Genomic DNA, 20,206 nt, shown 5'->3' on the forward strand with positions numbered 1-20,206 from the left:
CACGGTTGAGCGTCTGTCCCGTGTACGGAAAGGACGCCCATGCCCATCAAGATCCCCGACGACCTGCCGGCGACCCGGATTCTCGACGCCGAGGGCGTGATGGTGATGCGCGAGACCGATGCGGTGCGCCAGGACATCCGGCCGCTGCGGATCGGCCTGCTCAACCTGATGCCCGACAAGCCGAGCACCGAGACCCAGATCGCCCGCCTGATCGGCGCCACGCCGCTGCAGCTGGAGCTGACGCTGGTGCGGCTGGCCAGCCACGTCTCGCGCAACACGGCGGAGGATCATCTGGAGGCCTTCTACCGGCCGTGGGACCAGGTGCGCGACGAGCGCTTCGACGGCTTCATCATCACCGGCGCGCCGGTGGAGCGCATGGACTATGAGGAGGTGCGCTACTGGCCGGAGCTGACCGGCATCCTCGACTGGACCCAGACCCACGTCCACCGGCTGTTCAACATCTGCTGGGCGGCCCAGGCGGCGCTCTACCACTTCCATGGCGTGCCCAAGCACATGCTGCCGGCCAAGGCCTCGGGCGTCTATCCCCACCGGGTGCGGGTGCCGACCTCGCCCTACATGCGCGGCCTGTCGGACGGTTTCGCGGTGCCGGTCTCCCGCTGGTCGGAGGTGCGCGCCGCCGACCTGCCGGCCGGCCACGGCCTGGAGGTGCTGGCGGACAGCGAGGTCAGCGGCCTGTGCCTGGTCGCCGACCCCGCCCACCACGCGCTGCACATGTTCAACCATCTGGAATACGACAGCCAGACGCTGGCCAACGAATATGCCCGCGACGCGGCCGCCGACCCGGCGACGCCGGTGCCGGCGCACTATTTCCCCGGTGATGATCCCGCACTGCCGCCGGTGAACAGCTGGCGCAGCCATGCCCACCTGCTGTTCGGCAACTGGATCAACGAGATGTACCAGTCGACCCCGTTCGACCTCGCCGCCATCGGCCGGGGCTGAGGGCGGCGCGGCACGCGTTGCTTTGAGGTCGTGACTATGCTCTATCGGACAACCTATGGGGGCTGCTGACGACATCGAGCAATTCATCGCCGACTGGCGGGATACCGGCGGTTCGGAACTCGCCAACACGCAGAGCTTCATCAACGGCCTGTGCCGGTTGCTGGGTGTCGAGCCGCCGGCCGGCAGCCGCGTGAACGACAGCCACAACGATTATGTGTTCGAGCGCCGGGTGTTCCAGGACAATGGCGACGGCACGCGGAGCTTCGGCCGCATCGACTGCTACAAGCGCGACGCCTTCATCCTGGAGGCCAAGCAGGGCAGCGAGGCCGACCGCGCGGCGGCCGACAGGGGCGAGGACGATCTCGACCTGTTCGGCCAGACCGCCAGCGCCCGCCTCAAGCGCGGCACCGCCCGGCGCGGCACGGCGGGCTGGGCCCAGGCAATGGTTCAGGCCAGGGGCCAGGCCGAGCGCTACGCCAAGGCGCTTCCCGTTGACCATGGCTGGCCGCCGTTCCTGCTGGTCGCCGACATCGGCTACTGCATCGAGGTCTATGCCGACTTCACCGGGACCGGGAAGGCCTACGCCCAGTTCCCCGACCGGGCACGCTACCGGATCATGCTGGAAGACCTGCGGCACCAGGATGTCCGCGACCGGCTGCGGGCGATCTGGACCGATCCGAAAAGTCTCGACCCCACCGCCCGCGCCGCGCGCGTCACCCGCGATATCGCCGACCTGCTGGCGACCGTCGCCCGGCGGATCGAGCAGCGCGGCTACAACGCCGAGACCACCAGCGGCTTCCTCATGCGGGTGCTGTTCACCCTGTTCGCCGAGGACAGCGGGCTGATCCCGGAAAAGAGCTTCACCACGCTGCTGAAGAACCAGCGTGCCCACCCGGAGCATCTGGAACACCAGCTTTCCGCGCTGTGGGCGGCGATGGACAAGGGCGCGTTCTCGCCCGCGCTGGGCGTGCCGCTGAAGCAGTTCAACGGCTATCTGTTCAAGGACCGCACGGCGATCCCGCTCGACGCGCGGGAGCTGGAGGTGCTGATCCAGGCTGGCGAGCACCTCTGGACCGAGGTGGAGCCGGCGATCTTCGGCACCCTGCTGGAACGCGCGCTGAACCCCAGGGAACGCGCCAAGCTCGGCGCGCATTATACCCCGCGCGCCTATGTCGAGCGGCTGATCGGCCCCGCCATCATGGAGCCGCTGCGCGCCGACTGGGACGGCGTGCGCGCCGCCGCCACCACCCTGATCGCCGACGGCAAGGCGGCCGAGGCGCGCGCCCATGTCGAGGCCTTCCACACCCGGCTGGCGCAAACGAAGGTGCTCGATCCCGCCTGCGGCACCGGCAACTTCCTTTATGTCGCCATGGCGCGCATGAAGGAGCTGGAGGGCGAAGTGCTCGATCTGCTGATCGAGCTGGGTCATGATCAATATGTCGCCGAACTCACCGGCCACACCATCACCCCGGAAAACTTCCTGGGGATCGAGATCAACCCGCGCGCCGCCGCCATCGCCCAGCTGGTGCTGTGGATCGGCTACCTGCAATGGCACTTCCGCGTGCACGGCGCCGACCGCGCCCCGCCGGAGCCGATCCTGCGCGACGTGCGCACCATCGAGAACCGCGACGCGCTGATCGCCTTTGACGACAGGGTGCTGGAGCGGGACGCGGCCGGCAGGCCGGTCAGCCGCTGGGACGGCGAGACCATGAAGCCGCATCCCGTCACCGGCAAGCCGGTGCCCGATGAAGACGCGCGGGTCGAGGTCTGGCGCTATGTGAAGCCGCGCGCCGCCACGTGGCCCAAGGCGGACTTCATCGTCGGCAACCCGCCGTTCATTGGCGGCAAGGACGTGCGCGACCGGCTGGGCGACGGCTATTTCGAGGCGCTGTTCGCCACCACCGACGTGCCCGAGAGCGCCGACTTCGTCATGCACTGGTGGGACAAGGCGGCCACCGCCGTGCGCGCCGGCGGCACCCGGCGCTTCGGCTTCGTCACCACCAATTCGATCACCCAGACATTCAGTCGTCGGGTGGTGGCGCGGCATCTCGACGCCAAGGATAGTGTAGCAATCTTGTTCGCCATTCCCAACCATCCCTGGGTCGACGGCAAGGATGGCGCGGCGGTGCGCATCGCCATGACGGTCGCCGAGAAGGGCAAGCGCGAGGGCCAACTGTGGACGGTGGCGGATGAAAGCCGGGCGCCGGACCATCTCGTTTATACCGAGAGGGTCGGCCAGATCAGCGCCAACCTGCGGATCGGCGCCGATGTCACGGCCACCGTGGCGCTGAAGGCGAATAGAGGGCTGGCACATCAAGGCGTGAAACTGCATGGCGATGGGTTCATCGTCACCGCGGAACAGGCCGCCGTGCTCGGCCCCGGTGCCGCCGCCACCCGCATCCGCACCGGCACCGATGATGGCGACACCGTGATCTTCGACTATCGCAACGGCCGCGATCTCGCCGCGCGGCCGCGCGGGCTCAGGGTGATCGACCTCTACGGCCTGTCGGAAGCGCAGGTGCGCGACCGCTACCCGGCGGTCTATCAGCATGTGCTGGCCACCGTGAAGCCTCATCGGGATCACAACAACCGGGCCAGCTACCGGGACAACTGGTGGCTGTTCGGCGAGCAACGCTCCGAACTGCGCAAGGCCCTGCGGGGCGTGAACCGCTACATCGCCACGGTCCGCACACAGCGGCAGCGATCATTTGTATTCATGGACCTCAGCGTCATTCCGGAAAGCAGACTGGTCGCAATCGCTGATGACGATGCTTTTACGCTTGGTGTGCTGTCGAGCCATTTCCATCTTCAATGGATACTGGCGTGGGGTGCTCGGCTCGGCATGGGCGATGACCCCAACTACAATAACAGTGAATGCTTCGATCCCTTCCCCTTCCCCGCCGATGTCGCCGAACCGCTCAAGGACCGCATCCGCGCCGAGGCCGAGGCGCTCGACGGCTTGCGCAAGCGGGTGCTGGCGCAACACGACGACCTGACCCTGACCAGGCTCTACAACGTGCTGGAGGCCTTGCGGGAAGGCCGCGCGCTGACCGGGGCCGAGCGCGACATCCATGATCGCGGCCTCGTCACCCTGATCCGCCAGCACCACGACGCCATCGATGCCCTGGTGGCCGAGGCCTATGGCTGGGCTGATGACTGGAACAGGGGCGATCTGGCGGACGAGGACATCCTCACCCGCCTGGTGGCGCTGAACCGGGACCGCGCCGCCGAGGAAGCCAGGGGCCTGGTCCGCTGGCTGCGGCCTGAATTCCAGGCGCCCGACTATGCGGCGCCGGTCACCCAGACGCTCGATCTCGGCGATGCCGCGACGCCGGTGCCCGACAACGTCCTGCCCTGGCCCGGCTCGCTGCCCGAGCAGGTCAGCGCCGTGCAGGCCCTGCTGCGTGCCGCGCCCGCGCCGCTCGCCCCGCAGGACGTCGCCCGCGCCTTCAAGGGCAAGCGCGCCGCCTCGGTGCGCCCGGTGCTCGACGCGCTGGCCGGCATCGGCATGGCCCGGCGGCTCGGCGACGGCCGCTACGCCGCCTGAGGCCGGCGCGCTTTAATCGGATGGGAAAACGGGTCGCGCGGCGCGCGAGTGGTGCCCAGGGACGGAATCGAACCGCCGACACAGGGATTTTCAATCCCTTGCTCTACCAACTGAGCTACCTGGGCGCACCGTTGGGACGCGGGTCTATAGACGATCCCGATCCGCCTTGTCCAGCGGCCATGTCGGTCTTTTTTCGTCGCTCTTTTTTATCATGCCCGGCAAGAGCGGTGCTCAGTAGCCGTCGTCGTCGCGTGAGGCGCTGCTGCGGTCGTCGCCATCCTCGTCGGCGGGGCCGGCGGGCACGCGGTAATCCTCGTTCAGCCATTTCAGCAGGTCGCGGTCGCGGCAGCCGGCCGAGCAGAACGGCTGGAAGGCGGCCTGGGCCGGCTTGCCGCACAGCGGGCAGCGGCCGAGCACGCCGGTGGCGCGGGCGGTGGCGGATGCGGGTGGGGCGGGCGGGTCAGAGCGGCGAGACATGGGCATAGCCATAGCCGCTGGCGTCGGCCGCCGCCACCACCGAGACGGCCGCACCGCGCTGGCGGGCGAGCATTTGCGTCAGCGCCGGCCGCGCCTCCAGCCAGGCCGCCACCGCCGGCGGGCAGACCAGCCGGCAGGCGCCGGCGCCCTCGGCGCGCGCCGCCGCGCGCAGCAGGGCGAGCGCCAGCGTCTCGTCGCTCGCCGCCGCCCGCCGGGTGCCGCACAGCTGGTCGATCACCGAGGCGCGCGGGCGCGGGCGGATCACCTGCATCAGCCCGAAGCCGTTGATGGCGGTGCGTTCGCAGGGGCGGGGGTCGGCGGCGCTGGCGGCGTCGAACGCCTCGGCCACCGCCTGCCGTCCGGCGCGGCTATTGCTGCCGAGAAAGTCGATCATCACCGGGCCGCCGATGTCATAGAGCCGCAAGGCGCCGGCGATGGCGTGGGCGGCGGCGACATTGAGCGCGTCGGCCGGGCCGCTGCCGTCGACGTCGATGACCAGCCCGGCGCGGGTGCGCTCCAGCCACAGCTGGCCGCCGGCAAACGGCACGGCGCCGGTAATGCCCGCCTCCAGCGCCTCGTCGACGCCCAGTGCCTCGGGCAGGCGGGCGACGCGACGCACTGGCAGGCCGTCCCACAGGGTGGCGGTGGCAAGGTCAGGCGCGGCGGCGATCAGGCCGGGGGCGGCCGGCGTCAGGTCGGGGCGGGCGCGCACCTGGGCCGGTTTCCGCCGGCCGGGTTCGGGCAGGCTCGCCCGGCTGACCTCGACGGCCAGCAGCGCGCCTTCCGGCAGCGCCGGGCAGGGCTGGATCAGCGCGTCGAGGCCGTCGCCGAGGTCGACGCGGGCGCGGTTGGGGCCGACCCGCTCGCGCAGGCGGGCGCCGAACAGCGCGCCCGGCTGCACCGGGTCGGCATCGCGCAGCAGCCGCAACGCCAGCAGCCGGTCGTCGGCGACCAGGGCGGCGCGGGTCTCGCCGATGCCGGGCTCCACCAGCCAGCCGGTGGGCGCGTCGGCGCCGGGCCGGGTCATGGCAGGGTCAGGCCGGCGGCCAGCAGCAGGGCGCGGGTCTCGTGCAGCGGCAGGCCGACGACGCCGGTGTAGCTGCCGTTGAGGTGGCGCACCAGGCCGGCGAAGCGGCCCTGGATGGCATAGCCGCCAGCCTTGCCCTGCCACTCGCCGCTGGCGAGGTAGGCGTCGATCTCGGCCGGTTCCAGCCGCTTGACGGTGACGACGGTCTCGACGGTGCGGGTGCGCTCGCGGCCCTGCGCGTCGATTACGGCGACGGCGGTGATGACGCGGTGGCGCCGGCCGGACAGCAGGTCCAGGCAGCGCCGGGCGGTGGCGGCATCGTCGGCCTTGGGCAGGATGCGCCGGCCGCAGGCGACCACGGTGTCGGCCGCCAGCACCACCGCGCCGGGGTGACACGCGGCGACCGCCCGGGCCTTGTCGCGGGCCAGCCGCTCGGCGTGCGGGCGCGGCAGCTCGCCCCGGCGGGCGGTCTCGTCGAGATCGGCGGGCGCGACGCCGGCGGGCGTGACGCCGATCTGTGCCAGCAGGTCGCGCCGGCGCGGGCTGGCGGAGGCGAGAATCAGCGCCGGTGCGCCGGAGGGCGATGGGGCGGTCACGGCCGGGGTTATTTGAAGCGGTAGGTGATGCGACCCTTGGTCAGGTCGTAGGGCGTGAGTTCCACCTGGACCTCGTCGCCCACCAGCACGCGGATACGGTTCTTGCGCATCTTGCCGGCCGTGTGGCCCAGCACTTCGTGTCCGTTTTCCAGCTTTACGCGAAACATGGCGTTGGGGAGCAGCTCGACCACCACGCCTTTCATCTCGATCAGTTCTTCTTTAGCCATGCGCTCGTCTCGGCTATCTGACGGAAATTGGCGGTTCAGATGGGCCATTGGCGCGGCAAAAGCAAGAATTATGCGCAGGCGCGCATGCCGGCAATGCGGATGGGATGTGCGATCGCCGCATGGACGGCGGCGCTGCAAATCCCTATGTAGGCGCCGACTCGGTCAGCGCAGGATTATCAGGACCATGGTGAACGACGGCATCGTGATGGCATTGCCCAAGGGACGCATCCTCAAGGAAGTGATGCCGATGCTGCACGCCGTCGGCATTCATCCCGAGGCGGCCTTCACCGACGAGTCCAGCCGGGCGCTGCGCTTTTCGACCAACGTGCCGGGGCTGTCGATCATCCGCGTCCGTTCCTTCGACGTCGCGACCTTCGTCGCTTTCGGCGCCGCTCATATCGGTGTCGCCGGCAACGACGTGCTGATGGAGTTCGACTACGCCGAGATCTATGCGCCGGTTGATCTGGGCATCGGCAGGTGCCGGCTGTCGGTGGCCGAGCCGGTGGAACTCACCGCGCACGACGACCCCAAGAGCTGGAGCCATGTGCGCATCGCCACCAAATACCCCGGCATCACCCGCCGCCACTTCGCCGCGCGCGGCGTGCAGGCGGAGTGCATCAAGCTCAACGGCGCCATGGAGCTGGCGCCGTCGCTGGGGCTGTGTCGGCGCATCGTCGATCTGGTGTCGACCGGCCGCACGCTGGTCGAGAACGGCCTGGCCGAGGTGGAGGTGATCGCCGAGATCAGCTCGCGCCTGATCGTCAACCGCGCCGCCTACAAGACCCGCGGTCAGGAACTGATGCCCTGGGTCGAACGCTTCCGGCTGCTGGTCGAGGAACGCAACAATGCCGCTGCGGCTTGACGCCCGCGCGGCCGGGTTCGCCGCCGCCTTCGATGCACTGGTCAACGACCGCCGCGAGGCGGCGACCGACGTGCGCGCCGTGGTCGCCGATGTCATCGCCGCCGTGCGCGATCGCGGCGACGCGGCGCTGACGGACTACACCCGCCGCTTCGACCGCATCGATGTCGCGGCCGACGGCCTGCGCATTCCGGCCGCCGAGATCACCGCCGCGCGCGGCGCCTGCGATGCCGGCGTGCTGGCGGCGCTGGAACTGGCGGCGACGCGTATCCGCGACTTCCACGCCGCCCAGCGGCCGGAGGACAAGCGGGTGACCGACGACACCGGCACCATCTCCGGCTATCGCTGGCGGCCGATCGACGCCGTGGGCCTCTATGTGCCGGGCGGGCTGGCCTCCTACCCCTCCTCGGTGCTGATGAACGCGATTCCCGCCAAGGTCGCCGGCGTCGACCGGCTGGTGATGGTGACGCCGACCCCCGACGGACGCATCAATCCGCTGGTGCTGGCGGCGGCCGAACTGGCCGGCGTCGACGAGATCTACCGGGTCGGTGGCGCCCAGGCGGTGGCGGCGCTGGCGCACGGCACGACGACCATCGCGCCGGTGGACAAGATCGTCGGCCCCGGCAATGCCTATGTGGCGGAGGCCAAGCGCCAGGTGTTCGGCCAGGTCGGCATCGACATGATCGCCGGGCCTTCGGAAATCCTGGTGGTCGCCGATGCCGCCAGCGACCCGTGCCACGTCGCCGCCGACCTGCTGAGCCAGGCCGAGCACGATCTCACCGCCCAGGCGATCCTGATCACCGACGACGCGGCCTTTGCCGACGCCGTGGTCGCGGCGGTTGACACCACGCTGGCGACATTGGCCACCGGCGACGTCGCTCGCGCGAGCTGGGAGCGCTTTGGCGCCATCATCCTGGTCGACGATCTGGCGCAGGCGCCAGTGCTGATCGATCGGCTGGCGCCGGAGCATCTGGCGCTGTCCGTCGACGCGCCGGAGCGGCTGCTGGAGCAGGTCCGTCACGCCGGCTCGGTGTTCCTCGGCCGGCTGACGCCGGAGGCGATCGGCGACTATGTCGGCGGCCCCAACCACGTGCTGCCCACCGGGCGGCGGGCGCGCTTCTCCTCCGGCCTGTCGGTGACCGATTTCATGAAGCGGACCACCTATCTGCAGGTCAGCCCGCGGGGGCTGGCCGCCATCGGGCCGGCGGCGGTGGCGCTGGCCAATGCCGAGGGCCTGGCGGCACACGCGCTGTCGGTGGCGGTACGGCTGGCTGACGGCTGATCGTGCGTCAGGTGTGACTGTTATGACCACCAATCGACAGATTGTTCATCGCCCATAAGGCCGCCTGTGTGCGATTGGCCAGTCCCAGCGTCTTGAGAATGGCCGAGACGTGGATGCGCACGGTGTTCTCGGACATGCCGAGCGTCGAGGCGATCTCGGCGTTCGGCTTGCCACGGGCAATCAGCGAGACGACTTCCAGCTGCCGGCGGGTCAGGGTCCGGCGGCTGTTGCCATGGTGGACCGCCATGCCGCGGTCGGCGCGCAGCAGGTCCGCCACCGCGGCGACGATGGTGCCGGGCTCGTCACGCCAGCCGGAGAGGACGGGTGATCCGTCGGTGGCCGGCGCCGATGTCGCCCCGACGTCCGGCGCGGCCAGCAGCAATGTGTGGCTGATGCCATCGGAGGCCGGCCGGATCGCGATCATGCCGGCGATGGCCGGCGCCCCCGATCCTCGGACGGGCATGCTGGCCACGGTGTCGACAATGGCCGGCGCGAACACCGCCCCGAGCAGGCGGGCCACCGCCTCGCGTACCAGCCAGTCGGCCGAGACCACCACGAAGCGCGCGTTGGTGGCCAGATCCTCACATGCGGACTGGAATCTCTGGCTCTCGTTCATAGCTTGTCCCCCGCCTTTCCAACGGCTGGCCGACGCGGAGCCCCCACCGCGCCACCTGACATTACGCCTAACGCAACCATTCTGAGTTGATCTAGGTCGATAGTACGGCAAGGACAGGGGGAGGAAGGATCAATTTTTCATGGTTGTAAAGTAGCGGCCCGGCGGCACACGACCAGTGGCGCCCCGGCGGCGGTGGGCGGCGGATCGTCCTGGTGGTGCGGGCTGGCTGGTGTCAGGCCCAGCCTTCCAGCACCTGGTCGGGCGGGCGGTGGCCATCGGCCCAGACGCGGATGTTCATGATCACCTTTTCGCCCATCGCCAGCCGGCCTTCGATGGTCGCTGAACTCATGTGCGGCAGCAGCATGGCGTTGGGCAGATCGAGCAGCCTGGGATGAATGGCGGGCTCCTGCTCGAACACGTCGAGCCCGGCGCCGGCGATGCCGCCGCGCTCAAGCGCCGCCACCAGCGCCGTCTCGTCGACAATCTCGCCGCGCGCGGTGTTGATCAGGTAGGCGTGCCGCTGCATCAGCCGCAACCGCTCGTCGTTGATGAGCTTGTTGGTCTCCGGTGTCAGCGGGCAGTTGATCGACACGATATCGACCCGGCTCAGCATTGCTTCCAGGCGGGGCCAGTAGGTGGCCTCGACGGTGCGCTCCACCGCTTCGGGCAGGCGACGGCGGTTATGGTAGTGGATCGCCATGCCGAAGGCCCGCGCCCGCTGGGCCACGGCCTGGCCGATGCGGCCCATGCCGACAATACCCAGCCGCTTGCCGTGAATGCGGTGGCCCAGCAGCATGGTCGGTGACCAGCCCTGCCAGCGGCCCTCCCGCAGCACACGCTCGCCTTCCGACAGACGGCGCGGCACGGAGAGGATGAGCGCCATGGTCATGTCGGCGGTGTCGTCGGTCAGCACGCCGGGCGTGTTGGTGACAATGATCTCGTGCGCGCGTGCGGCCTTGAGGTCGATATGGTCGACCCCGTTGCCGAAATTGGCGATCAGCTTCAACTGCGGGCCGGAATGGGCGATGAGGCTGGCGTCGACATCATCGGTCAGTGTCGTCACCAGCACGTCATACTCGGTCATGGCGGTCGCCAGGGTGCTCCGGTCGAGCGGCGTGTCATCGAGATTGAGCGTGACGTCGAACAGTTCGGCCATGCGGGTTTCCACCGCTTCCGGCAGGCGGCGGGTGACAAACACCTTGGGACGCTTCTTGACCATGACGGCTCGTCTCTCCAAACACGGGATCGAGCGCCATGCTATCGCCGTGTGCGGCGTGACGGTCAAGGCCCCGGTCATGGCGGGCGGGGCGCTCAGGCATGGGGCGGTCGTGCCAGGCGGCGGCCCCGCAAGACAGTGGCGATGAGGGTGAGACATGTCCGAACGACGCGACCGGTTCACGCCAGCGCTCCGGCTGGCGCTTCTGGTGACGGCGCTGCTGACAGCGGCCGATGCCGCGAGCGCGGCGCCGGGGACGACCGGACCCAGCGGCCAGCCGATTCCGCGGTTCGTCGCGCTGGGGGCCAATGAGGTCAACATGCGGGCGGGGCCGGATCGAAAATATCCTGTCGAGTGGGTCTACCGGCGCCGCGGCATGCCGGTGGAGGTGTTGCAGGAGTACGGCATCTGGCGGCGCATCCGCGACGTCGAGGGGGTGCAGGGCTGGGTCAACGGGCATCTGCTCTCCGGTGAGCGCGGCGCCATCGTCGTCGGCCAGACACGGCTGCTGCGGGTCCGGCCCGACGACGGCGCGCCCGGGGTCTGGCGGGTGGAACCCGGCGTCGTTGCCCGCATCGTGTTGTGCGAGGGGCCCTGGTGCCAGCTCAACATCGGCGGCAAGAGCGGCTGGATTCGCCGCGAGGAGTTCTGGGGCAGTTACCCGGATGAGAATTTCGATTGATCGAAGTCAATGCCGGACCGTTTCCGTCCGACATTGACTTGACGCCAGGCGCCGGCGCGGCCACATCAGCGCCAACACAGTCCGCCGCTGTCGAGCTGACCAGGAGAGGCAGGTCCGATGTTCATCCAGACTGAGCGCACGCCCAATCCGGCGACGTTGAAGTTTCTGCCCGGTCAGCCGGTGCTGACGAATGGTACCGCCGATTTCGTCTCTGCCGAGGCGGCTGTGGCATCACCGCTGGCATCGGCGCTGTTCGCGCTCGACGATGTGACGGGGGTGTTTTTTGGCGCCGACTTCATCAGCGTGACCTGCGGCAGCGACAATCCCGACTGGCAGGGGCTGAAGCCGCAGATTCTCGGCCTCATCATGCAGCACTTCACCAGTGGCGCCCCCCTCATGACGACACCGGCCGGCGGCGCGGCGGCTGCCGCGGACAGTGACGATCCGGCGGATGCCGACATCGTGCTGCAGATTCGCGAGTTGCTGGATACCCGGGTGCGGCCGGCGGTGGCGCAGGACGGTGGTGACATCACCTATCAGGGCTTCCGCGACGGCGTGGTCTATCTGCACATGCAGGGCGCCTGTTCCGGTTGTCCATCCTCGACGATGACGCTGAAGAACGGCATCGAGACCCTGCTCAAGCATTATGTGCCCGAAGTCACGGAAGTGCGGGCGATCTGAGCTTTACTTGACTGGCCCATGCCGCGATACCTGGCGCCATCGGAACTTCCGTCAGTGATGGAGCACAGCGTATGGGCGATATTTTGAGCGATCGCGACCTCGACACCATTTTCCGGCAGGCCCGGTCGTATAATCGCTGGCAGGAAACGCCAGTGTCGCCGGTACAGATCCAGGCGCTTTACGACCTGCTGCGGATGGGCCCGACGTCCGCCAACTGCTCGCCGGCCCGCTTCGTCTTCGTGTCGAGCCCCGAGGCGCGGGAAAAACTGGCCGGATGCGTCAGCAGCACCAATGCGATCAAGGTCCGCCAGGCGCCGGTGACGGCGATCATTGGCTATGACACCGAGTTCTATGACAAGATTCCCCAGCTGTTCCCGCATAATCCCGGCGCCCGCGACTGGTTTGCCCACAATGCCGAGGTGGCCTATGTCACGGCGCTGCGCAATTCGAGCCTGCAGGGGGCCTATCTGATGATCGCCGCCCGTGCGCTCGGGCTGGATTGCGGCCCGATGTCGGGCTTTGACCATGCCAAGGTGGATGCGGCCTTTTTCGCCGGGACTACCGTCAAGTCCAACTTTATCTGCGCGCTGGGGCACGGATCGACGGAGGAGCTGTACGAACGCAGCCCGCGGCTGTCGTTCAATGACGCCTGTGCCATCGTCTGACGTCCGGTGGCATGATCCTGGGCATCGACACCGCGCTTTCCGGCTGCTCCGTCTCCCTGCTTGACGGGTCGCGGCAGGTCGAGGCGATGTTCGAGCTGGTGCATCGCGGTCACGCCGAACGACTGCCCCTGATGATCGCCACCCTGCTTGATGCCCATCCGGCCGCGCGCGGCGCCATCAACACCGTGGCGGTGGCGGTTGGGCCCGGCAGCTTCACCGGCATTCGTGTCGGACTGGCGGCGGCACGGGCGCTGGCACTGGCCTGGCAGGCCCGCTGTGTTGGCGTTTCCAGCCTCATGGCGACGGCCGCGGCGGCCTTCGCCGCCTCGCCTGACCCGGCTTCCTTGATGGCCGCCATTGATGCCAGCCGGGGGCAGGTCTACGCCCAGCCGTTCGCCCGGAACGACGGCGGACTGACGGCGCTCGCCGCGCCGCGGGTTCTGGCCCCCGAGGTGGCGGCCGACTGGGCGGTGGCGGAGCGTTGTCCGGCGGTGGCCGGTTCAGGCGCCGCGCTGGTGGCGGCCGCCCTGCCCGCTCTGACGGTGCTGCCGCCTGAATGGACCGACGCGGGGTGGATCGCGCGCCTGGCGCCGTACGCCTCGGCCGCGCTGGCACCCAGGGCGCTGTACATTCGTCCTCATGACGCCCGGCCGATGGCCGTGCCGGCAGCCTGACCGGCGGGCATGACGATGACGGTGCGATTGCGAAGGCTGTCCATGGCGGAGGCCGACATCGCCGAGCAGCTGATTCTCGCGGCTTTCGATCCCGGCCTCGGGGAGGGGTGGGCGTCCGGCCAGGTGGCGCCCACGCTGGCGATGCCCGGCACCTGGGCCACCTGCGCCGAGGCCGCCGACCCGCTGTCCGCGGTCCCCGTGAAGTCCGCGCCGGTGGGTTTCACCATTGCCCGCCAGATCAGCGACGAGGCGGAATTGCTGCTCATCGGTGTCCGGCCGGACCGGCGCCGGTCCGGCCTCGGAGGCGTGTTGCTTGATCGCATGCTGGCCGATGCCGCCGCGGCAGGCGCCCTTCAGGTGTTTCTGGAGGTGCGGGAAAGTAATGCCGCGGCGATTGCACTCTATTCATCGCGCGGCTTTGAAGTTGTGGGTCGCCGGCCCGGCTATTATCGCGCGGCCGACGGTGCCCGGCAGGATGCCCTGACCATGCGGCGTTCAAATTGAACGGTTGATCGGCGATCTCCGCGTCGAGGGCAGTTTTTCTATGGATTCTGGGTAATTGGCTTGTCTGGCCATGGAAAATACGCAAATAGGGACTACATTGCGATTTCAACGACTTTCTTTCTCGACCGAGAAACAAGCAAGGACATGAATCATGAGCGAAGAATTCAAGGACGGTGCCGATTTGCTGACATTGACGGCGGATATCGTTTCTTCGCATGTCGCCAACAATACGGTGGCGGTTTCCGACCTGCCGAACCTAATTGAGAATGTCTATAACGCCCTGTCCCGTCTGGGTGGTGCGCCGGTCAAGGTCGAGGCGAAGCAGGAACCCGCTGTCTCCATTCGCTCGTCCATCAAGCCGGAGTACATCATCTGCCTTGAGGACGGCAAAAAGCTGAAGATGCTGAAACGCCACCTGATGACGCATTACAACATGACGCCGGAACAGTACCGCGCCAAGTGGAACCTGCCCGCCGACTATCCGATGGTCGCCCCCAACTATGCCAATCAGCGCCGGCAACTGGCCAAAAAGATCGGGCTTGGAACCCGGCGCAAGAAGCGTTGAGCCACGGGCGCGGGCGTCGGCGGCAGCTCGTCAGGCACCCTGTCGCCACTGTCGTGGTTGATGATTGCCCTTCACGACGCGACGCGCTAATGCGACTCATCTGATCCGAAATCGGGCGGAGGTGTATCATGGTGCATAACATCGATATCGAGGCCATGTGCGTGGAGCGCGGCATGCGCATGACCGACCAGCGTCGGGTCATCGCCCGTGTGCTGTCCGACGCCTCCGATCATCCCGACGTCGAGGAAGTCTATCGCCGTGCCACCGCGATTGATCGGCATATCTCGATCGCCACCGTGTATCGCACGGTGAGGCTGTTCGAAGAGGCCGGCATTCTCGAGCGGCACGATTTCCGCGACGGCCGCTCGCGCTACGAGCCCGTCCCCGAGGCGCATCACGATCATCTGATTGATGTCGAGACGGGCTCGGTGCTTGAGTTTCATGATCCCGAGATCGAGGCCTTGCAGCGCAAGATCGCGGAGCGGCTGGGGTATCGCCTGGTCGATCATCGGATGGAGCTCTACGGCGTGCGTGTCCAGCGCGACCAGACCACGAACTGACCCGCGCCGTTCGGGCGGTGCGCCATTGAGCAACTTGTCTGGCTGCCGTATAACGGCGCCGGTACTCGGCCGTGCCGCTGACTCTTGTCGTCGGTCGGGTCGTGTTTGATCAGTCACTTAGGTCGCAAGTCGTTCCTCCATGGCCCTGGCGCCTGCCCGTCTGCCGTTCTCGCCCACCTTCGACCGCGACTGGCGGGTCGTGCGCGCGCTTGCATGGGCGTCGATGGGGCTGACCGTACTGGCGCCTGCCCAGGCGGCGGTGTTGCGCCTGAAGCCGGAGGCGTCACCCCGACTGCCCAGGACGTTCCACCGCTTGTTCTGCCGGGCCATTGGCATGCAGGTCGAGAGCGTCGGCGCGCCGGTCCAGGATGGCGCGACCCTGTTTGTCGCCAACCATATCTCGTGGGTCGACATTCCGGTGCTGGGATCGCAGATTCTCGGCTCCTTCGTCGCCAAGTCCGAAGTAGAAGGCTGGGGCATGGTGGGCCGTCTTTCCGACCTCCAGCGCACCATCTATGTCGAACGCGAGCGTCGCAGCCGGGCCGCCGCGCAAAGCAACGAGATCGCCGATCGCCTGCGGGACGGTCACAATGTCGTGCTGTTCCCCGAGGGCACCAGTACCGCCGGACGCACCGTCAAGACCTTCAAGTCGTCGCTGTTCGCCATTGCCGAGACCCTGATCGACGCGGATGTCCGCATCCAGCCGGTGACCATCGCCTATACCCATATCAATGGCCTGCCGATGCTGCGTTCCAGCCGCTACAAGATCGCCTGGGTCGGTGACATGGACCTGGCGCCGCATGCCCGCGAGTTGATGGGGCTGGGCCGGGTGCGCGCGTTGCTGCAGTTCCATGACCCGGTGCGCCGGGCCGACTTTCCGGATCGCAAGGCGCTGGCCCGCCATTGTGAGCAGGTGGTGGCGGATGGTCTGCGTCGCGCCAATCGCGGCGAACTCTGAGGCCTGCCGCGCCAATCGCGGCGAACTTTGAGGCCTGCCGCGCCAATCGCGGCGGGCTCTGAGCGGCGGTCAGCGTGCGAATTGAGAATCGCCGCGCGCTGGGCTATGAGCGGGGCAGTTTTGCGAATTGCCGCCTGCGAAGGATATCGCGCGTGAGTGTCACCACCCCCAATGCCCGCAAGGTCCTGATCAAGACCTTCGGCTGCCAGATGAACGTCTATGACTCCGAGCGCATGGGCGAACTGCTGGACAAGGAGGGCTATGTCGCCACCAACGAGGCCGGCGAGGCCGATCTCGTCATCCTCAACACCTGCCATATCCGTGAAAAGGCCGCCGAGAAGGTCTACTCCGAAGTCGGCCGGCTGCGGCGTGTCGCCGACGAGCGCCGGGCGCACGGTCGCGAGACGCTGATCGCGGTGGCCGGCTGCGTCGCCCAGGCGGAGGGCGCCGAGATCATCCGCCGGGCCGGTGCCGTCAACATGGTGTTCGGCCCGCAGACCTATCACCGGCTGCCCGACATGCTGGCGCGCGCCCGCGAGGCTCAGGCCCAGGGCCAGACGCCGCGCGTGCTCGACACCGACTTTCCGGTCGAGGAGAAGTTCGACCATATGCCCAAGGGCCGCGTCAGTGCCGGCCCCGCCGCCTTCGTCACCGTGCAGGAAGGCTGCGACAAGTTCTGCACCTTCTGTGTCGTCCCCTATACGCGGGGGGCGGAGATCTCCCGTCCGCTGGCGGCGATCGAGGGTGAGACGCGCGACCTCGTGGCCCAGGGCGTGCGCGAGGTGACGCTGCTCGGCCAGAACGTCAACGCCTACCATGGCGACGATGGCAGGGGCGCCGCGGCCGACCTGCCGGGGCTGATTCGCCGACTGGCCGCCATCGAGGGGCTGGCGCGTATCCGTTACACCACCTCGCACCCGCGTGACATGACCGACGCGCTGATCATGGCCCACGGCGAGGTGGACAAGCTGATGCCCTACCTTCACCTGCCGGTGCAGGCCGGGTCGGACCGGGTGCTGGCGGCGATGAACCGCAAGCACACCGCCGAGAGTTATCTGGCCATCATCGAGCGTTTGCGCGCCGCGCGGCCCGATCTCGCGCTGTCGGGTGACTTCATCGTCGGCTTCCCTGGCGAGACGGAAGAGGATTTCCGCCAGACGCTGGCGCTGGTCGAGGCGGTGGGCTACGCCCAGGCCTATTCCTTCAAATACTCCCCCCGCCCCGGCACGCCGGCGGCCGAAATGGCCGATCAGGTGCCGGAAGACGAAAAGGCCGATCGTCTGGCGCGGTTGCAGGATCTGCTCAACCGCCAGCAGCTGGCGTTCAACCAGCGCAGCGTCGGGCGGACCATGCCGGTGCTGTTCGAGCGCGCCGGCCGTCGCCCTGGCCAGCTCATCGGCCGTTCGCCCTACATGCAGTCGGTGCATGTGGAAGCCGCCGACCTGAGGATCGGCGACATCAGGGCGTGTGAAATTTTGGCGGCGGGGGCAAATAGCCTGCACGGAGCACTGGCGGAACGCTCGCAAGCGGCTTAAGCTTGCGCCTGCATGGGCAAGAAACCGATCCGCCATCATCCCCCTTCCGCCGGTCACGACACCGAGACCATCACCTTGCAGCTTGAGTTCGACGAGGGCCGGCTGCTGGGTCCGCTGTTCGGCCAGTTCGACCAGAACCTGATCGCGCTGGAAAACCGGCTGGGCGTCTACATTGCGGCACGCGGCAACAGGCTGTCGATCGAGGGCGAGGCGGAGTCCGCCGAGCGGGCACGCAATGTCGTCATCACCCTCTACAACCGCCTGCAGCAGGGTGGCGAGGTGACGGTGGAGGACGTCGAGAACGCGCTGGCGCTCGCCGACAAGACGCTGGCCCGCCGCGAGACCGTCGACAGTGGCGAGAGTGGCGGCCCGCTGCAGATTCGCACCCGGCGCAAGACCATCCAGCCGCGCTCGCCGACCCAGGTGCGCTACATGCAGCACCTGGCGCACGACGACATGATCTTCGCGCTCGGCCCCGCCGGCACCGGCAAGACCTACCTGGCGGTTGCCCAGGCGGTGCATGAGCTGATGAGCGGTGGCGTCGACCGGATCATTCTCTCCCGTCCGGCGGTGGAAGCCGGCGAACGGCTGGGTTTCCTGCCCGGCGACATGAAGGAGAAGGTCGACCCTTATCTGCGCCCGCTCTATGACGCGCTGCACGACATGATGCCGGCCGAACAGGTGGAGCGCCGGATGGCGTCCGGCGAGATCGAGGTGGCGCCGCTGGCGTTCATGCGCGGCCGCACCCTGTCGGACGCCTTCGTCATCCTCGACGAGGCCCAGAACACCACGCCGATGCAGATGAAGATGTTTCTCACCCGCTTCGGCACCCGTTGCAAGATGGTGATCTGCGGGGACCCCAGCCAGGTCGACCTGCCCGCCTCCACCCAGTCGGGGCTCGCCGATGCCGTGCGCAAGCTGGAGGGCATCGAGGGCATCGCACTGGTCCGCTTCGACCCGAAGGAAGTGGTGCGTCATCCCCTGGTTGGCCGCATTGTCGAGGCATACGACCAGTCCGACCGCGCCGATCATGCTGCAGATTGATGTCGGCCTGGAGGCCGGCGACTGGCCGGGAGCCGTTGACTGGGCGGCGCTGGCCGAGGCGGCGGCGCGCGCGGCGATCGCCGCCACCCCGTGTGCCGGGCTGCTGACATCGCCGCTGGTGGTGGAACTGTCTTGCCGGCTCACCGACGATGCCGAGGTGCAGGCCCTCAACCGTGACTATCGCGGCAAGGACGCGGCCACCAACGTGCTGTCCTTTCCGCTGGTCGAACCCGATCTGCTGGACGCGCTTGCCGACCCGGCGAACACCGCCGACGGGGGGGATGGCGAACTGCTGCTGGGCGATGTCGTGCTGGCGGCCGGGACCTGCGCGCGCGAGGCGCGGGCCCAGGGCAAGACGCTCGCCGATCACGTGACACATCTCGTTGTGCATGGCGTGCTGCATTTGCTAGGGTACGACCATCTGGAAGAACAACACGCGGAAGCAATGGAAGCGCTGGAAACATCGATTCTCGCCGGGCTCGGCATTGCCGATCCCTATGCCAACGGCTCTATCGGCCATGACTGAGTCCGCGGCCTCGTCGTCTACGGACCCTCATAGTCGTCTCGTCGCGCGTCTGCTCAACGCCGTGCAACAGCTGCTGCCGCGTCGAGCGTCTGACGCGACGCTGCGCCAGAGCCTTGAGGATGTGATCGAGGAGCATGAAGCCGCGCCGCAGGCGGATGACCTGTCGGCGGTCGAGCGCACCATGCTGCGCAACCTGCTGAGCTACGGCGAACTCAGGGTCGATGACGTGACGGTGCCGCGCACCGACATCGTCGCCTTTGACGCTTCGGGCAGTTTTGAGGAACTGGCCCGGTTATTTGCCGAGGCCGGACACTCCCGCCTGCCCGTCTATCGCGAGAGCCTGGACGCGGTGATTGGCATGGTCCACGTCAAGGATGTCTACCAGCATCTGGTCCGACCGGACCCCAAGGGGCCGCCACGTATCGACAAGCTGCTGCGTTCGGTACTGTTCGTACCGCCATCGATGCGGGTGCTGGACCTGCTGGCACGCATGCGCGCCAGTCGCACCCACATGGCGATTGTCGTCGATGAGTATGGCGGGACAGACGGCCTTGCCACCATCGAGGATCTGGTGGAACAAATCATCGGCGAAATCGAGGACGAGCACGACGAGGCCGAGGCCAGCCTGCTCAAGCGGTTGCCCAACGGTCTCTACGATGCTGACGCCCGCCTGCCGCTGACGGAACTGGAGGCAGAGTTAAAGTCCGATTTCCTGTCGGAGGATGACGACAGCGAGGTCGACACCGTCGGCGGGCTCATTTTCATGCTCGCCGGCCGGGTGCCGGTGATCGGCGAGAGCATCGACCATCCCAGCGGGTTCCGTTTTGAGATCCTCGATGGCGAGCCCCGGCGGGTGACAAGGGTTCGCGTGCATCCGCCCGAGCTATCCGCGGGCGCCTGAATGTCGGGCGAGGAGCAGGGGGCGTCCGGCAAGGCCGCCGACGACTCGCGGCGCCGCGCGGGCACGGATGACGCCCCAGGCTGGCAACCCAGCCTGCTTGATCA

22 protein-coding genes and 1 tRNA gene are annotated in these 20,206 nt (G+C 68.1%); 16 read left to right on the plus strand and 7 right to left on the minus strand.

The genetic code is table 11. From position 1 onward, the window contains the following. Positions 1–39 precede the first annotated feature (39 nt). Positions 40–960 (plus strand): homoserine O-succinyltransferase, encoded by a 921-nt coding sequence (locus tag ABU113_RS09685; RefSeq protein ID WP_454559309.1) that lies wholly within the window; start codon positions 40–42, stop codon positions 958–960. A gap of 55 nt (positions 961–1,015) precedes the next feature. Beyond that, on the plus strand, positions 1,016–4,507 hold the full coding sequence (locus ABU113_RS09690; protein WP_454559310.1) for a class I SAM-dependent DNA methyltransferase: 3,492 nt from the start codon (positions 1,016–1,018) through the stop codon (positions 4,505–4,507). 49 nt (positions 4,508–4,556) lie between these two features. Here the strand turns inward: ABU113_RS09690 and ABU113_RS09695 are convergent. From ABU113_RS09695 to infA, 5 genes are all read right to left on the minus strand, one after another. Beyond that, a tRNA-Phe gene (locus ABU113_RS09695) sits at positions 4,557–4,632 on the minus strand. Positions 4,633–4,738: 106 nt separating this feature from the next. After that, positions 4,739–4,984, minus strand: coding sequence for a DNA gyrase inhibitor YacG (locus ABU113_RS09700; RefSeq protein WP_454559311.1), 246 nt, complete (start codon positions 4,982–4,984; stop codon positions 4,739–4,741). Next, entirely contained in the window at positions 4,968–6,011 is a 1,044-nt protein-coding gene (locus ABU113_RS09705) for a ribonuclease E/G (RefSeq protein ID WP_454559312.1), read from the minus strand. The genes ABU113_RS09700 and ABU113_RS09705 overlap by 17 nt, the downstream gene beginning before the upstream one ends. Further along, on the minus strand, positions 6,008–6,607 hold the full coding sequence (locus tag ABU113_RS09710; protein WP_454559313.1) for a Maf family protein: 600 nt from the start codon (positions 6,605–6,607) through the stop codon (positions 6,008–6,010). Before ABU113_RS09710 ends, ABU113_RS09705 begins: the two co-directional genes overlap by 4 nt. A gap of 8 nt (positions 6,608–6,615) precedes the next feature. Beyond that, positions 6,616–6,834 (minus strand): translation initiation factor IF-1, encoded by a 219-nt coding sequence (gene infA / locus ABU113_RS09715; protein WP_454559314.1) that lies wholly within the window; start codon positions 6,832–6,834, stop codon positions 6,616–6,618. A 184-nt stretch (positions 6,835–7,018) separates the two neighbouring features. On the opposite strand from infA, the gene hisG reads away from it, so the two are divergent. Both hisG and hisD read left to right on the plus strand, forming a co-directional pair. After that, on the plus strand, positions 7,019–7,696 hold the full coding sequence (gene hisG, locus ABU113_RS09720) for an ATP phosphoribosyltransferase (RefSeq protein WP_454559315.1): 678 nt from the start codon (positions 7,019–7,021) through the stop codon (positions 7,694–7,696). Then, complete coding sequence (gene hisD / locus ABU113_RS09725; RefSeq protein WP_454559316.1) at positions 7,680–8,975, plus strand: histidinol dehydrogenase; 1,296 nt, start codon at positions 7,680–7,682, stop codon at positions 8,973–8,975. The genes hisG and hisD overlap by 17 nt, the downstream gene beginning before the upstream one ends. A gap of 7 nt (positions 8,976–8,982) precedes the next feature. Here the strand turns inward: hisD and ABU113_RS09730 are convergent, their stop codons facing one another. Together ABU113_RS09730 and ABU113_RS09735 are read right to left on the minus strand one after the other, a co-directional pair. Beyond that, positions 8,983–9,591: a response regulator transcription factor gene (locus ABU113_RS09730; protein WP_454559317.1), complete on the minus strand. Its 609-nt coding sequence runs from the start codon at positions 9,589–9,591 to the stop codon at positions 8,983–8,985. A 232-nt stretch (positions 9,592–9,823) separates the two neighbouring features. Beyond that, complete coding sequence (locus ABU113_RS09735) at positions 9,824–10,810, minus strand: 2-hydroxyacid dehydrogenase (protein WP_454559318.1); 987 nt, start codon at positions 10,808–10,810, stop codon at positions 9,824–9,826. 154 nt (positions 10,811–10,964) lie between these two features. On the opposite strand from ABU113_RS09735, the gene ABU113_RS09740 reads away from it, so the two are divergent. The 12 genes from ABU113_RS09740 (at position 10,965) to ABU113_RS09795 (ending at position 20,102) form a co-directional block, all read left to right on the plus strand. Next, positions 10,965–11,489: an SH3 domain-containing protein gene (locus tag ABU113_RS09740; RefSeq protein WP_454559319.1), complete on the plus strand. Its 525-nt coding sequence runs from the start codon at positions 10,965–10,967 to the stop codon at positions 11,487–11,489. A 117-nt stretch (positions 11,490–11,606) separates the two neighbouring features. After that, on the plus strand, positions 11,607–12,170 hold the full coding sequence (locus ABU113_RS09745) for a NifU family protein (RefSeq protein ID WP_454559320.1): 564 nt from the start codon (positions 11,607–11,609) through the stop codon (positions 12,168–12,170). 71 nt (positions 12,171–12,241) lie between these two features. Continuing rightward, complete coding sequence (locus ABU113_RS09750) at positions 12,242–12,835, plus strand: malonic semialdehyde reductase (RefSeq protein WP_454559321.1); 594 nt, start codon at positions 12,242–12,244, stop codon at positions 12,833–12,835. An 11-nt stretch (positions 12,836–12,846) separates the two neighbouring features. After that, positions 12,847–13,509: a tRNA (adenosine(37)-N6)-threonylcarbamoyltransferase complex dimerization subunit type 1 TsaB gene (gene tsaB / locus ABU113_RS09755; RefSeq protein WP_454559322.1), complete on the plus strand. Its 663-nt coding sequence runs from the start codon at positions 12,847–12,849 to the stop codon at positions 13,507–13,509. Positions 13,510–13,551: 42 nt separating this feature from the next. Beyond that, on the plus strand, positions 13,552–14,013 hold the full coding sequence (locus tag ABU113_RS09760) for a GNAT family N-acetyltransferase (protein WP_454559323.1): 462 nt from the start codon (positions 13,552–13,554) through the stop codon (positions 14,011–14,013). 151 nt (positions 14,014–14,164) lie between these two features. Further along, positions 14,165–14,578, plus strand: coding sequence for a MucR family transcriptional regulator (locus ABU113_RS09765; RefSeq protein ID WP_454559324.1), 414 nt, complete (start codon positions 14,165–14,167; stop codon positions 14,576–14,578). A 128-nt stretch (positions 14,579–14,706) separates the two neighbouring features. After that, complete coding sequence (locus tag ABU113_RS09770) at positions 14,707–15,138, plus strand: Fur family transcriptional regulator (protein ID WP_454559325.1); 432 nt, start codon at positions 14,707–14,709, stop codon at positions 15,136–15,138. Between the two features lie 139 nt (positions 15,139–15,277). Next, positions 15,278–16,096, plus strand: a complete 819-nt coding sequence (locus ABU113_RS09775; protein WP_454559326.1) for a lysophospholipid acyltransferase family protein — start codon at positions 15,278–15,280, stop codon at positions 16,094–16,096. 152 nt (positions 16,097–16,248) lie between these two features. Beyond that, positions 16,249–17,631: a tRNA (N6-isopentenyl adenosine(37)-C2)-methylthiotransferase MiaB gene (gene miaB, locus ABU113_RS09780; protein WP_454559327.1), complete on the plus strand. Its 1,383-nt coding sequence runs from the start codon at positions 16,249–16,251 to the stop codon at positions 17,629–17,631. Between the two features lie 12 nt (positions 17,632–17,643). Next, positions 17,644–18,675 carry a PhoH family protein gene (locus tag ABU113_RS09785; protein WP_454559328.1) on the plus strand — a complete coding sequence of 344 codons (1,032 nt, stop codon included), beginning with the start codon at positions 17,644–17,646 and terminating at the stop codon, positions 18,673–18,675. Then, positions 18,662–19,201, plus strand: a complete 540-nt coding sequence (gene ybeY, locus ABU113_RS09790) for an rRNA maturation RNase YbeY (RefSeq protein WP_454559329.1) — start codon at positions 18,662–18,664, stop codon at positions 19,199–19,201. Before ABU113_RS09785 ends, ybeY begins: the two co-directional genes overlap by 14 nt. Next, positions 19,194–20,102 carry a hemolysin family protein gene (locus tag ABU113_RS09795; RefSeq protein WP_454559330.1) on the plus strand — a complete coding sequence of 303 codons (909 nt, stop codon included), beginning with the start codon at positions 19,194–19,196 and terminating at the stop codon, positions 20,100–20,102. Before ybeY ends, ABU113_RS09795 begins: the two co-directional genes overlap by 8 nt. The last annotated feature ends 104 nt before the right edge of the window (positions 20,103–20,206 follow it).

It is taken from the genome of Parapedomonas caeni (assembly GCF_041060555.1).
In the GTDB taxonomy this organism is placed as follows: domain Bacteria; phylum Pseudomonadota; class Alphaproteobacteria; order Sphingomonadales; family Sphingomonadaceae; genus CAUJIW01.